The sequence below is a fragment of the Rhodococcus sp. LMD genome, assembly GCF_056108245.1.
This window is the reverse complement of record NZ_CM148557.1, coordinates 113089-126048: the sequence shown is the minus strand read 5'-3', so window position 1 is coordinate 126048 and position 12960 is coordinate 113089. Positions and strand designations below refer to the sequence as shown.

The 12960-nt window shown below is 61.9% G+C and carries 8 protein-coding genes; 5 read left to right on the top strand and 3 right to left on the bottom strand.

Annotated features, from left to right (window positions below; translation table 11 throughout):
* Positions 1-70: 70 nt before the first annotated feature.
* Complete coding sequence (locus tag ACWPQI_RS00535) at positions 71-1390, bottom strand: MFS transporter (RefSeq protein WP_474738570.1); 1320 nt, start codon at positions 1388-1390, stop codon at positions 71-73.
* 332 nt (positions 1391-1722) lie between these two features.
* On the opposite strand from ACWPQI_RS00535, the gene ACWPQI_RS00530 reads away from it, so the two are divergent.
* Both ACWPQI_RS00530 and ACWPQI_RS00525 read left to right on the top strand, forming a co-directional pair.
* A complete protein-coding gene (locus ACWPQI_RS00530; protein ID WP_155621842.1) occupies positions 1723-3366 on the top strand; it encodes a class I adenylate-forming enzyme family protein in 1644 nt (547 codons plus the stop codon).
* A gap of 72 nt (positions 3367-3438) precedes the next feature.
* Positions 3439-4434, top strand: a complete 996-nt coding sequence (locus ACWPQI_RS00525; protein WP_155621843.1) for a zinc-binding dehydrogenase — start codon at positions 3439-3441, stop codon at positions 4432-4434.
* Between the two features lie 64 nt (positions 4435-4498).
* Here the strand turns inward: ACWPQI_RS00525 and ACWPQI_RS00520 are convergent, their stop codons facing one another.
* Together ACWPQI_RS00520 and ACWPQI_RS00515 are read right to left on the bottom strand one after the other, a co-directional pair.
* On the bottom strand, positions 4499-5611 hold the full coding sequence (locus ACWPQI_RS00520; RefSeq protein WP_059174315.1) for a CaiB/BaiF CoA transferase family protein: 1113 nt from the start codon (positions 5609-5611) through the stop codon (positions 4499-4501).
* Between the two features lie 64 nt (positions 5612-5675).
* Complete coding sequence (locus tag ACWPQI_RS00515) at positions 5676-7154, bottom strand: aldehyde dehydrogenase (protein WP_059174316.1); 1479 nt, start codon at positions 7152-7154, stop codon at positions 5676-5678.
* Positions 7155-7506: 352 nt separating this feature from the next.
* Between ACWPQI_RS00515 and ACWPQI_RS00510 the strand changes: the two genes are divergently transcribed.
* The 3 genes from ACWPQI_RS00510 (at position 7507) to ACWPQI_RS00500 (ending at position 12657) form a co-directional block, all read left to right on the top strand.
* The gene (locus ACWPQI_RS00510; RefSeq protein WP_474738569.1) at positions 7507-9780 is read left to right on the top strand and encodes a CoA transferase; all 2274 of its coding nucleotides are present in this window, start codon (positions 7507-7509) and stop codon (positions 9778-9780) included.
* Positions 9777-11174 carry an FAD-linked oxidase C-terminal domain-containing protein gene (locus ACWPQI_RS00505; RefSeq protein ID WP_304563132.1) on the top strand — a complete coding sequence of 466 codons (1398 nt, stop codon included), beginning with the start codon at positions 9777-9779 and terminating at the stop codon, positions 11172-11174. The genes ACWPQI_RS00510 and ACWPQI_RS00505 overlap by 4 nt, the downstream gene beginning before the upstream one ends.
* Positions 11175-12063: 889 nt before the next feature.
* Positions 12064-12657 carry a hypothetical protein gene (locus tag ACWPQI_RS00500; RefSeq protein ID WP_155621844.1) on the top strand — a complete coding sequence of 198 codons (594 nt, stop codon included), beginning with the start codon at positions 12064-12066 and terminating at the stop codon, positions 12655-12657.
* The last annotated feature ends 303 nt before the right edge of the window (positions 12658-12960 follow it).

Below are 12960 nucleotides of genomic sequence, written 5' to 3'. Positions count from 1 at the left end.
TCTTGTCCGTTTCTTGGCATCGCGGCGCGATTGGCTGGTTGGGGAAGAGCACAGTGAACGGGCAGGCCGTCTAGGCGCGCGACGAGTGGGGCGTCTCTCCAGCGTGCACGGGCGTCTCAAGTTCGTCGTCGAGAAGTGAAGGTCGGCGCCCGAGAACCCATGTGCATCCCAGTGCGACCACCGACAGTAGCGCGATATACCACGCAACCGACGTGTTCGATCCTGTGACGCCGAGCAGGTACTGCGCAACGAAGGGAGCCGTTCCGGCGATAGACGCTGCCGGAATAGCCTGCGACAGAGCGGTTCCGGTGTACCTGGACAACGCAGGAAATTGGGCGGCATACAGTGCGAATTGAGGAGCGTTGACAGGAGCCATAGTGAGGCAGAGGTAAGTCGACATCGCGACGAACACGCCCACCGGGCCGGAGTCGAACAGCATGAAGAACGGAAAGGCGAAGACGATCGAGAAGACCAGCCCGCACGAGATGACGATGCGTGCACTGGTTCGGTCCGCCAACCATCCAGCGATAGGGACCGCGATGGTGTAAAGAACGGCGGAGAATATCAGTGCATTCAGAATAGAGTTGCGGTCGTAGCCCAATGAACCCGTTGCGTACCCGACGCTGTACGTGAAGACCGTGTAGTAGACCACGCCGCCGGCCCCCGTGATTCCGGTAGCGAGGAGGATCGGCCTCCAGAAGAGGGCGAAGGTTCGTGCCAGGTTGAGTCGAGGTTGCCGTGCGGCATCACTTTTCGTTGCGACGAACTGAGGGCTGTCGCTGATCGATCGACGCAGCCAATAGGTGAGCCCGAACAGGACGGCACTCAGCAGGAACGGGATGCGCCAACCCCACTCGAGGAATCCGTCTCCGGACACATGCGAGAAGAATGAGGTCGCGACGGATGACAGAATGAGGCCGAGTGCGCCCATGTGGACGATGCTGCCCAGAAGATTGCGGCTGGACTCCTTCGAGTGCTCGATGAGTAGCAAGGCGACGCCGGCCACTTCACCGCCGAGGGCGAACCCCTGGATGAATCGAAGGGCTACCAGAATAACCGGGGCGGTCAAACCGATGCTCTGGTAACTCGGAATCAGCCCGATCCCCACGGTCGCCCCGCCCATGAGTACGAGCGTCAGCATCACTGTCCGTTTGCGGCCGATGCGGTCGCCCAGTCGGCCCAGCACGATGCTTCCGATCGGCCGAGCCACGAAGCCCACGGCAAAGGTAGCGAAGGCTGCGAGCGTTCCTGTGGTCGGACTGTAGGCAGGGAAGAAGACCTGGTTGAACACAAGGGCTGCCATTGTGCCGTACAGCATGAAGTCGTAGAACTCGATCGTGCTTGTCGATAGCCCCGCAACGACCAGCCGACGCTGGTTCGTTCTTTCCATGGGCTGAAGCTGTGGCTGTGATGCCATGAGTGGGTCCCCTTGTACAGGATGGGTCAGAAGAAGTGGCGCTCTCGCGAGGATCCGGCCTGGGCGAGTACCGACGCACTACCGGCGACGAGCCAACATTCTATATTGTGTCGTTAGTCACCCCTGGTGTCAATGCCTGGTCAAGGGCTGGTTATCGTCCTAGATGTGACGAGGGTCGTACAATATGGAGCATGATTGTATAGAATGAGCTCTGGGTGCACACTCCTTCCTGGCTGGGACCCAGGAAAGCGCGCCGCGGACCCCACTCCTCCCACTGTCGACGAGACTTCCAAGGATGGCACCGAATGAAGACGAAAAATGTCTACGACGCACCGACACCGTTCGAGCTTTCGAGTTCGCTGACGTTGCCGGCGGTGCTGGATGCTTATGCCGAGGCGTATCCGGCGCGGACGCTGCTGGTGACGAAGGATCGAACGATGACGGCGGCCGAGTTTGCTGGCTGCGTCCGTTCGTTGGCCGCGTCGTTCGAAGCGCTCGGACTACCGCGGGGATCGGCTGTAGGACTCCTGATGCCCAACGGGTGGAGAATGGCGACGGCGATGCTGGCGCTGAACTACGCGGGCCTCGTCGCCGCGCCACTCAATACGTGGTACAGGACAGCCGAACTGACAACGGCACGCCGCAAAGCGAAACTGCAAGCAATAGTGGCCACTCCGAGCTTCTATGGCACCGACTATCGAGCCATCCTGAACGATGCAAATCTCCTTGCCGCCAACGACGATTCGGGATGGCTGGGCACCTACCTCTGGTCGGAGGGCGAGCTTCCGGACGGCCTCACGTGCCGGGAGAGCCTGACAGCGCACCACGCTGCGCAGGTTGCGCCGGACGATGTGTCGATGCATGTCTTTACCAGCGGGAGCAGCGCTGAACCCAAAGTCGTGGTCGTCAAACACGAGGGCCTGGTTCGAAACCCCTACGAAATGGGACGCCGATGGACGTTGAATTCCTCGGACAAGATTTGGTTCGCAGCCCCGATGTTCTTCGGTTTCGGTTGCGTCAATGCACTACCTGTCGCATTGACACATGGCGTGACGCTATGTCTCGAAGAGCGCTTTGATGCCCTCACGTCCGCGCGGTTCATCGAGGCTAACCGATGCACGGTGTACTACGGGCTCGGACCGATGACCAGGGCCCTCGTTGCAGCTGATGCACACAACAAGTTCGACATCTCATCGTTGCGAACTGGACCGATAGGCTTCAGTGCCGAGGACAAACGCCTCGCCGTCGAGACGCTCGGTGTCACCGGCGCTTCCAGCGTCTACGGCTTGACCGAATCATACGGCAACTGCAATGTGACCGAGCCGGGAGATTCCCTCGACGTTGTCCTCAATACCCAGGGCACCGTCAACTCCACGCACAGAATCCGATGCGTCGATCCTGCATCAGGTGCGGAAATAGCACCGGGCGACCCCGCTCAGCTCGGCGAGATCCAGCTGGCCGGGTGTGTGACGCCAGGCTATCTGGACGACGATGCAGCAAATGCGGCCGCCTTCTCTGCGGATGGTTGGTTCAGGACCGGCGATCTGGGATGGATCGATACGGACGGTCGCCTCCACTTCGCCGGCCGATTGAAGGAAGTTCTCAAGATCAACGGAATCACCATCTCACCTGCCGAAGTGGAAGGTTACGTCGAGAACCATCCGTGGGTTGCCGAGGCATATGCGTTCGGATGGAATCTGGAATCGTCTAGCGAAGAGACGCTGTGCTGCGCGATCGTTCTCGAAGACTCGGTGAGGGTCGACCTGGAGGAGGCTCGGTCGGAGCTGCGGACATGGTTACGTGAACGCGTGTCCTCGTACAAGGTGCCAGGTCTGTTCGTCCTGCTTTCCCCGGGTGAGGTACCACTGACGGCGACCGGCAAGGTCAGCAAGCGGTTGATCGGAGAACGCTATGTCGATAGTCGACCGGCAGTCGATCGGGTTCGATAAGTTTCACGCCCCGGTGAGGGTCCGGTATCTGTCGGAAGAATACCTAGGAGCGCTACAGTGCACGCAGTAGTGATGACCGATAACGGTGCGCCAGAGGTACTTCGGTATCAAACGCTCACCGACCCAACCCCTACGCCCACCCAGGTTGTCGTCCGCGTCCGCGCCTGTGGTGTGTGCGGGCACGACATAGCGGACCGCTCCGGGTTGACCCGGGTACGCGGAGGCGTTGTGCTGGGTCACGAGATCGCGGGTGAGATTGTCGCGACAGGTTCTGCGGTCCGCGGGTTCGGAGTCGGGGATCGCGTAGCAAGCAAACAGCATCACACGTGCCTGGACTGTGCCGCCTGCACATCCGGGGACGAACTGGGATGCGACCAGGCGAGGTTCGTTTACGGGGGATACGCCGAGTACGTCGCTCTCGAACAAGACACGCTGATCGCGATTCCGGACGGGGTGAACATGCAGCAGGCCGCCGTGACGGCCTGTGCGGTCGGTAGCTGCCTTCAGGCGCTCGACGACGTCGCGCGGGTCCGCGAGGGCGAGACCGTCATCGTGACAGGAGCGGGTGGCGGCCTCGGTCTGCATGCCATGCAGATCGCACGGCACCTGGGAGCGCGGGTCGTGGCCGTAACGTCGTCGTCCGCTAAGTCCGACCTGCTACTCACGCACGGCGCTGACGACGTGGTGGTTGCGGCCGCAGGCATTACCGAGCAGGTCCTCGACCTCACGAACGGCGTCGGCGCGGACGTCGTCCTGGACAATGTCGGACTTGCCGGGATGTTCGAGGAGTGCTTCAAAGCCCTGCGAAGGCGCGGCCGCTACGTCCTTACCGGCCAACTGAAGCGTGAGAAGATCGCGTTGTACCCGGCTTTCGTGTTCTTCAACGAAGCCGTCATCACCGGCTCAGCTTCGACGACGACTTCGAGCTTCCGTCGTTCGCTCGACTTGGTGGCCAGTGGTGCCGTAACACCCGTGACTCGCTCGTTTGCGCTCGACGAAGCTGGTGCCGCGCACGGCGCGATCGATCGATCGGAGATCATCGGTCGGGCTGTACTCGTGCCCTCGTAGTCGTATTCCTCGTTCGCGCAGGGTCGATGCGGGTTGCCCCTCCGGGGCAACCCGCATCGCTGTGTCATGCGTACGTGGACCATCGCTTCAGCACAGTGTCCACCGATTCGTCGGGACGCGACTTTCGGATTGAGCTGGGCGTCCGATCGAAACGGGGTGCCGGCGCCGGCTGCAGGACCCCACCGATTTCGACGTAGGTCTCCCGAGCGACGTTGTGCGGATGCGCTGCAGCTTCTTTCATGTCGAATACTCCCGTCGCACACGCCTGATGCCCGTCGAAGGCAGTGACCCATTCATCGAACGTCCGTCTGGCCACGGCTTCGGCGAAGACTTGCTTCATCGCAGGCCACTGTGAACGGTCGAACTGCGGCGCCAACACCTCGGGGTCGATTCCGAGTACACGCACCAATTCCCGGTAGAATTTCGGCTCTACCGATCCGAACGCCACGTATCGTCCATCCTTCGTCGTGTACACCTCGTAGAACGGGGCTCCGGTATCGATGACGTTGGTGCCGGGCGGTTCGATCCAAGAACCGCGGTCCATCCAGCCCAGGATCGACGTCATCAGCAAGGCCGTCCCGTCCAGCATCGCCGCATCCACTGTTTGGCCCATCCCGGAGGAAGTCCGCTCGAGAAGCGCCGAGAGCACACCGACGACCAGCAGCATTCCACCACCGCCGAAATCTGCCAGGAGGTTCAATGGCGGTAACGGACGCTCACCCTCACGCGCGATGTACCGGAGCGCTCCGCTGAGTGCCAGATAGTTGACGTCATGCCCGGCCGCGTCCTTCATCGGCCCGGTCTGCCCCCACCCAGTCATTCGGGCGTAGACGAGGCGTTCGTTCCTGAGTCTGCACTCCTCGGGACCGAGGCCGAGCCTCTCCATCACACCAGGTCGAAAGCCCTCGAGAACCACATCGGCTTCCGAGATCAGAGACAGAGCCCGTTCCCGGTCCTCGCCGTCCTTGAGGTCCAGCTCGATGGCTGACCGACCTCGCCAGATCGGAGTGTTCTTGTCTCCCATCCAGGCGATGTCGGTCGCATCGGCAGTCGGAGCCTGCGACGGAGGATCGATCCTGACGATGTCCGCGCCCATGTCCGCCATCATCATCGCCGCGAACGGGACCGGACCCAGCCCGGCCATTTCGACGATCTTCACACCGTTCATGGTGCCCATCAGATTGTTCCACCCGCTTCCGTCACTGGTTCTTTGCGGCCGATCCTCTCGGCTAGGCACTCGGTCATTCGTCGATCATTGCTGAACTGGCGAAGATCGATTTGTACTCGAGGTAGTTGGACAGAGCTTCCGGTCCGAGCTCGCGTCCGATTCCGCTGTCCTTCATCCCGCCAAACGGGGCACCCAGATCGAGGTTGTAGTAGTTGATTCCGATTGTCCCGGTGCGTACCCGCCGCGCGATGTCCAATCCGCGGTTTTCGTCCGCCGTCCACACCGAGCCGGCGAGACCGTAGTTGCTGTCGTTTGCGATTCTCACGGCGTCGTCGTCACCGTCGTAGGGAATTACCGCGAGGACCGGCCCGAAAACCTCCTCGCGTGCCAGCTCATCGGAGTTCTTGACATCGGCGAATACGGTGGGTTCCACGAACCACCCGCGGTCCACTCCACGTGGGGATCCGCCCCCCGTGACGAGCCGGGCGCCGCTGGCCACTCCGACATCGATGAAGTGCTTGACACGGGCCAGCTGCGATTGGCTGGCCATCGGTCCGCACGTCACCGCGGGATCGAGCGGGTTTCCGACAGTCATTGCCGACGCGTAGCTTGCGACGGCGTCGACCACCTCGTCGTAGCGGGATCGGGGGGCAAGAATTCTGGACTGAGTCGTACACGTTTGGCTGTTGTTCATCAACGAGGCGCTGTCGAGTCCCTGCACAAACGTGTCCAGGTCGGCGTCGTCGAGGACGATCGAGGCAGATTTTCCGCCCAGCTCAAGGGTCACTCTGCGAATCAACCGGCCACACTCCGCGCCGATCGAACGTCCGGCCGCGGTGGAACCGGTGAAGGCGACCTTGTCGACATCAGGGTGCGATACCAGGTAACTGCCGACTTCCCGGTCCGCGAGCACGATGTTCAGCACACCGGCGGGAAGACCCGCTTCGAGGGCCGCATCGGCCAGGATGTAGGAATCCAATGCAGTCTCGGGGGCGGGCTTGAGAACTACGGTGCACCCTGCAGCGAGGGCAGGCGCGATTTTCGTCATGGCGAGGATCTGCGGGTAGTTCCAGGGAGTGATTGCGGCAACAACGCCCACGGGTTCACGACGCACGATCGTCGATCCCAGCGCGCTGGCTCGGGTCTCTTCGAATGGGAAGTGGGTGATCCAACCGGCGTACATGCGCAGTAGCGCCGCCGGTGCCGCACCATTGAACGCATTGGACAGTCCGATGGGCATGCCGTTCTCGCGACTGACGAGCGTGCTGATCTCGGATGCACGAACCTCGAGTGCATCGGCGAATCGTGTCATCGCGGCTGCTCGTTCAACGGCGGTGGTCTTCCCCCAGGGACCGTGGTCGAGGGCGGCCCTGGCCGCCCCGACTGCGGCATCGATATCAGACTCGGTGCCGAGGCGGGCGGAACCCAGCACCTCTCCCGTGGCGGCTTCGATTGCGATATGTGTCCGGGTGGACGAAGGTGTCGCCCACCGGCCGTCGATGAAGAATGCTGAGCGGTCCGCCTCGGCCGCACGATCGGATGCGAGGGACATGATGCCTCCTGGTTGTGTGTCTCGACTGGTGAATTGTATATAAGATGAGCCCCACCGGCGCCGGTCTGTCTCGACTCGAAAGCCTATACTCGCAGGATCGTCGTTCGACGAAATAGCTTTACATATGCCTGTTTTGGTAGACACCCCCGCAATCCGGGTTGGTGATCATGTAGCGGTCCGTCGGCGAAGGCGATGGTTGCGCAGCTCGAATTCTATATGATTGTATCAGTGGTCAGTGACTGAAGACACACCTATCGAGAGATGGTGTCGGGCTCGTCGCAACAGTCAGGGTATGCCGCCCCCGCACACGCCGTCCTCCCGTGGACGCCGCCGATGGAAGGACGAACCAAGAGTGAAGGAACTGCACGGTGACAATCGTCTGTTGGAAGGGCTCGAGATCGTTGAACTCGGCGAAGGGCTGATCAGCTCGTTGTGCGGCAGTATGCTGGCCGACCTTGGAGCCACGGTGGTGAAAATCGAGCCTCCCCAGGGCGACTGGCTACGCCGGTTCGAGCCGCAGGTAGCGGACCAATCTCTCGCATATCGTCAGTGCTCAGCGGGCAAGACAGTCGTCGTGCCTGGCACAGACGCGGAGTACCAAGCCATGGTGCGGGCTGCGGTGACGCGAGCTGATGCAGTCGTCGACCATCCGAATTCTCACCGTGATCGCGCCGCACTGGAGTGGTTGCACAGCATGGACGACACCGTCCGGTGCAACATCCACGACAACGTCCCGGGCAATGACACCCGTCTGGGAGAAACCGGAATCCAAGCAACCACCGGCCTATGCGGATACCTGGGCTCGCTCCACGAAGCGCCACGTACAGTCCGCGCAGATGTCGCCGCTGTCGCGGCTGCGACGTTCACCGCGCAGGCAGTCCTGGCGGCGTTGTTCGCCAGAGAACGAACTGGAATATGCCCTGACATCGCCGTCTCTGCAACCCGCTCGGTCGCAGCCATCAAGTCTCTGACCTGGGCTGCCCAACATGATCCTGACGCATGGGTCGGATTCCACTGCAAGGCCGAAACAGGACCGGTCCAGGTGCCTTACCAGGCAGCAGACGGACCGGTCTCGTTCGATCTGGGTGCGGTCACCATGGCGGACTACAAGAGCCTCGCCGCGGACCTCGCCCTGGACATCGACATGTCCGGTCTCACCCCCTCCGACATCGCGGGATTCGGTGACGACGCAATTCGATTTCGGGACGCAATCAATCGGGCGATCGAGAGCAGAAGCGCTCATGAGGTCGGCGTTGCAGTCCAGCGCGCGCGGGGGATCTCGGTGCCGTACACGCAGTTGGTGCGGGTGCCCGATGACCCTCAAGTGGTATGTCTGCAGTCCTTCCGAACGTCCGCCGACTCAGTGGTACCCCTCGTCAGACTGCCTATTCGCAGCGAAACTCCGACACATCCTTCCCTCGGCGACTCGGTGCATCCCCGCGGGTCGAACATGTCGGCAAGTACGCCGGTCAACCGTGCCGGTGCTGAAGGGCCGCTCGGGGGAGTGAAGGTCCTCGACCTCGGGATCGCCGGGGTCGGGCCGTGGGGCGCTACGCTCTTGGCGTACTTGGGAGCCGACGTGGTCAAAGTTGAGTCACCGGCCGGCGACATGATCCAGCAGGTCGAACCCAATCAGAACGGCCGCCGAACCACCTACGCTGCCTTGAATCTCGGTAAACGTGTTCGAGTTCTCGACCTCAAGACCGAAGACGGAATCGAAGCCCTGAAGCGAGCGATCTCGGAATCCGACGTCATCACCGAAAATTTCCGTCCCGGAGTAATGCAGCGGCTAGGACTCGATCCGGCCGAGATTCTACGACTGAATCCGCGGATCGTGACGTTCAGTTCAACCGGTTACGGCGTAGAGGGCCCGCTCGCCGAGCGCCGAGCAACCGACGGCCACATCCAGGCTCTGAGCGGGTTTGCCGCGGCGAACGGGCGTGGTGGAACTCCTGAGGTACTGCGATACAACGGTTTCCTGGACCTACTCACCTCGACGATGAACACGCTGGGAATGCTTGCAGGCCTGTTGCATACCCAACGGACCGGGCAGGGGTCCCGAATCACCAACACAATGCTCGGTACCGCAATCTTTGCCGAGCAAGTGGCGCTGGCGTCGGCGCATCTCGGCGTCGACGAACCCGATGACCTCAGCGAACGAGCAGAGTATGCGCCAGCAGGTGCCTTTCGGACCAAAGATGGTTGGGTTGCCGTCGAGGCGCGGAACGACCACGAGTGGGAGGCGTTCGAATCCGTAGTCGCGCGGTACCAAACCGCGTCGCTGACCGTCGACGTCGGTACCAATTCGGCCCGCTGTGCCAACCGCGGAGCGTTGCGGCAGTGGATCGAAGCATCTACCTGCCAACTGCCAACGCGTGCATGGGTGCTGGCCTTCCAGAAGGCGGGTGTGCCAGTTGCGCCGTTCACCCGCGACGCAGAGAATCTCGGTCGGGCGCAGGTTGGAGACAACAGCTTGATCACCTCGACAGGCGATGCGGAGTACGGAACCTTGTTCGTGGGAGCTCCGCCGTGGGAGTTTTCGCATTACGCATGTTCGGTTCCTCCGCCACCAGCGTCGATTGCCGACGGTGACGTCCGAACCGTGCCAGCAGGGGTTGTCCGGTGAGCGCAAAAACTGTATCTGAACTGGCAGTTCTGGACGCGCTGTCCGCTGTGCTGCCGTCGGACCGCATCATCGTCGATGACGATGTTATGCGCTCCTATTCGCACGACGAGGCACAGTGGGCTCCGTTCGTCACTCCGCTGGCGGTGGTGCGGCCACGCACCGAAGCCGAGGTCCAGCAGACGGTGAAGGTCTGTGTGGAGTGCCGGGTGCCTATCGTGCCTCGTGGTGGTGGCACGGGTTTGTCCGGCGGCGCCAACGCGACGCCGGGGTGCATTGTGCTGGTGCTGGACCGGCTCGACGATATCAAAGAGATCAATGTCGCCGAACGATTAGCGGTGGTTGGTCCTGGCGTCGTCAACAACGACCTGCGAGAGGCGTGCCGCAAGCACGGCTTGTGGTACCCACCCGACCCGTCGAGTGCGGCGTGGTCGAACATCGGAGGCAACGTCGCCACGAACGCAGGTGGAATCTGTTGCGTCAAATATGGGGTGACCAAGGACTACGTTCTCGCGCTCAGGGTGGTGACGGGCACAGGGGAATTGGTGGAACTCGGCCGTCGAACCAGTAAGGGTGTCGCAGGGTACGACCTGGTCGGATTGCTGGTGGGGTCCGAGGGAACGCTCGGCATCATCACCGAGGTGACGGTGCGATTGCTGCCTACCCCGGCTCCCTCGCGAACGGTCGCTGGCTACTTCGACTCGCTCGTCGCTGCCGGCCGTGCCGTCAGTGCTGTAGCTGCTGCGGGCTTGACTCCGTCTGCTTTGGAACTGATCGACCGACAGTGCTTGGTGGCGGTCGATGATTGGAAGAAGATGGGCGTTTCCGCGGAGGCAAACACAGTTCTGTTGAGCCGGACCGATACTCCAGGTTCGATAGGCGACGACGACGCGGCGGCGATACAAGCGTGCTTCGAACGGGCGGGTGCGTCTTGGGCTGCTGTGTCGACCGATCCGGAGGAGGCGGAGTCGCTGTTCGAAGCACGCCGTCTCGCCTATCCTGCGATGGAGCGTTTGGGGCACGTCATGACCGAGGACGTGTGTGTACCTAAAATGGCTCTTCCGGATATGCTGTCCCGGATCGAGGCTATCGCGCACCGGCACGAGACCGTGATCGCGAACGTTGCGCATGCGGGTGACGGTAATCTGCATCCGATGTTGTTGGTGCGGCACGGCGACGATGAAGGCCGCGTGCGCGCTGAAGCTGCCTTCGCCGATATAATGGCCGAGGCGTTGGAACTGGGGGGCACGATCACCGGGGAACATGGAGTCGGAGTGCTGAAGAAGGCAGGCCTGACGCAGGAACTCTCTGGACACGTGATGGAACTACATCGTGCCGTGAAGGGGGCCTTGGATCCACTGGGAATTCTCAATCCGGGAAAGATCCTCGGGCCGTAGCGGCGCACGTATCGATCGGGCGCAGTCATCGGGGGAGGATGTCAGCGCCACTGCCACGACTCGTGCGGGGACGGGTTGCGTTTCTGGTCGTGGGGTCCAGCTATGGCCGCCTCGATGCCTCGCGACCGTAACAGGAGCCGATCGGGGTTCGATAAGTATGCCTTGCCGCTGAGCTCGGCATCGGGCCGGGTTCGCCAGCGGCGGCGGCCGACCGTGGGGAAGGACAACGTGTCCATCGCGATCGCGAACCTGGGCAGCGCCCTCGCTGGCGTAGTGTTTCCAGACCCTCTACCAGGAGCCGAATTCGATGGTGAGTTATGCCACGGCACACCTGCTCGGTAGCGGTACACGATGCGCTCGACACCGTTGCGGTTGTTCCGGAAAGGACGGCCCTTACGTCCGTCGGAGGTGGGTAGCATCGCTCGATCAACGGCCTCGTTTGCGAGAAGCGCTCGGGTCGGAACCTGGACGGCTGTGAACTGCTCTTCATAGGGGAACGTTCACAGCTCCTGCGACGCCCATGCGCAACCAGGCGGGTCGCGAGGCGGGATCCCCCCCTCGTCTAGTACTACACCCGGAAGTTGATCTTGTGTGCGTGACTGTGCAGATCAGAGCGGCCACCGCGCGATCATTTCTTGTTTGAGTGGAATAGATTAAGACGCCGCGGTGGCCGCAGCGCACAGCATCGAGATCGACAGTTGGTGCCAGCTACTCCACTGCGCGCTCGAGCGTTGCGCGGGCCGATTCGTGTGCCGCAGAACATACCTGCGAGCCGGGTAGATGGTGCCCGGGTTGATCGCCGGTCTCGACGACAGGACCTTCTGGAACCTGTCCGAGTATCTCGGTGCTCGGTCCCCGGACGGGCTGCAGTACTCCTGTCGCGGGCGAAATGGATCACGTCGATGCGCGGCGATATGCGCGCATTCGTCGCCGACATCTCGGTGTCCTCGACGGCGTACTCGTCGGCGAGGTGACCGGTCACCGGTCACCGGTCACCGGTCACCGGTCACCGGTCACCGAAAGTAGGGTCGCCATCTGCCTGACCAGCGGCAACGTATCCGACCGAACGAAAGGACCTCACGCATCCGGAGCCGTGGACCCCGATGTACCCGGCCGTGTCGGGCAACAGACCTATGCCGCACACCGAATCCGCGGTCTCCACACCCAATCCGAAGACGCTCAGGCCGGCTCATCGACCTCAAGAAAGATCGAGGCTAGATACAACACTCGAAATAACCCTGATGGTGTGATTTTCGCGAATGCGCGAGGACGACTCGAATCGAATCAGAGGTCGGTTTATCAGCGTTGCGAGTTGCTGACAGCACTCGACCTTTTTGTGGAACGCGCCCTTCTCGGTGGGTTCGGTCAGGTGATCGTACGCGGGCCGAACATCGCGAGCACGTCGGAAACGGTCCGCTCGGTCGAACTTCCCGCTCGGCTCGACCTCTCGTTCAAGATTCCGAAGATCGGGTCCCAGGCCTGACAGGTCATGTTCGATACCTGTCCGTGTACGAGGTACGGGTCGGATTCGAGGATTCGGTGCAGGGAGCCCTCGTCTTCACACTGGAAAAGTAGTGCAGCGCTCCGTTTTTCGGTCTCGCTTGCCGTGGTGGGCCCTGACGCAAGCAAGGTTCCGACCTCCACCTGCTGTGCAATCCACTCGAGATGGGGCCCCAAGTAGCGCTCCCAACCGACGGGGTCGGGGTGGACATACGTGACCATGTACAGAGTCAACTTTCCTCCTAGCTTCGAGGGCACCTGTCAACGGGGTCGATCCCCGTTAGGC

Excerpts from the sequence above, each read along its gene's own strand:
- ACWPQI_RS00500 (WP_155621844.1), top strand. The coding sequence starts at position 12,064 with ATGGATCACGTCGATGCGCGGCGATATGCGCGCATTCGTCGCCGACAT.
- ACWPQI_RS00530 (WP_155621842.1), top strand. The coding sequence starts at position 1,723 with ATGAAGACGAAAAATGTCTACGACGCACCGACACCGTTCGAGCTTTCG.
- ACWPQI_RS00535 (WP_474738570.1), bottom strand. The coding sequence starts at position 1,390 with ATGGAAAGAACGAACCAGCGTCGGCTGGTCGTTGCGGGGCTATCGACA.
- ACWPQI_RS00520 (WP_059174315.1), bottom strand. The coding sequence starts at position 5,611 with ATGGGCACCATGAACGGTGTGAAGATCGTCGAAATGGCCGGGCTGGGT.
- ACWPQI_RS00515 (WP_059174316.1), bottom strand. The coding sequence starts at position 7,154 with ATGTCCCTCGCATCCGATCGTGCGGCCGAGGCGGACCGCTCAGCATTC.
- ACWPQI_RS00525 (WP_155621843.1), top strand. The coding sequence starts at position 3,439 with ATGACCGATAACGGTGCGCCAGAGGTACTTCGGTATCAAACGCTCACC.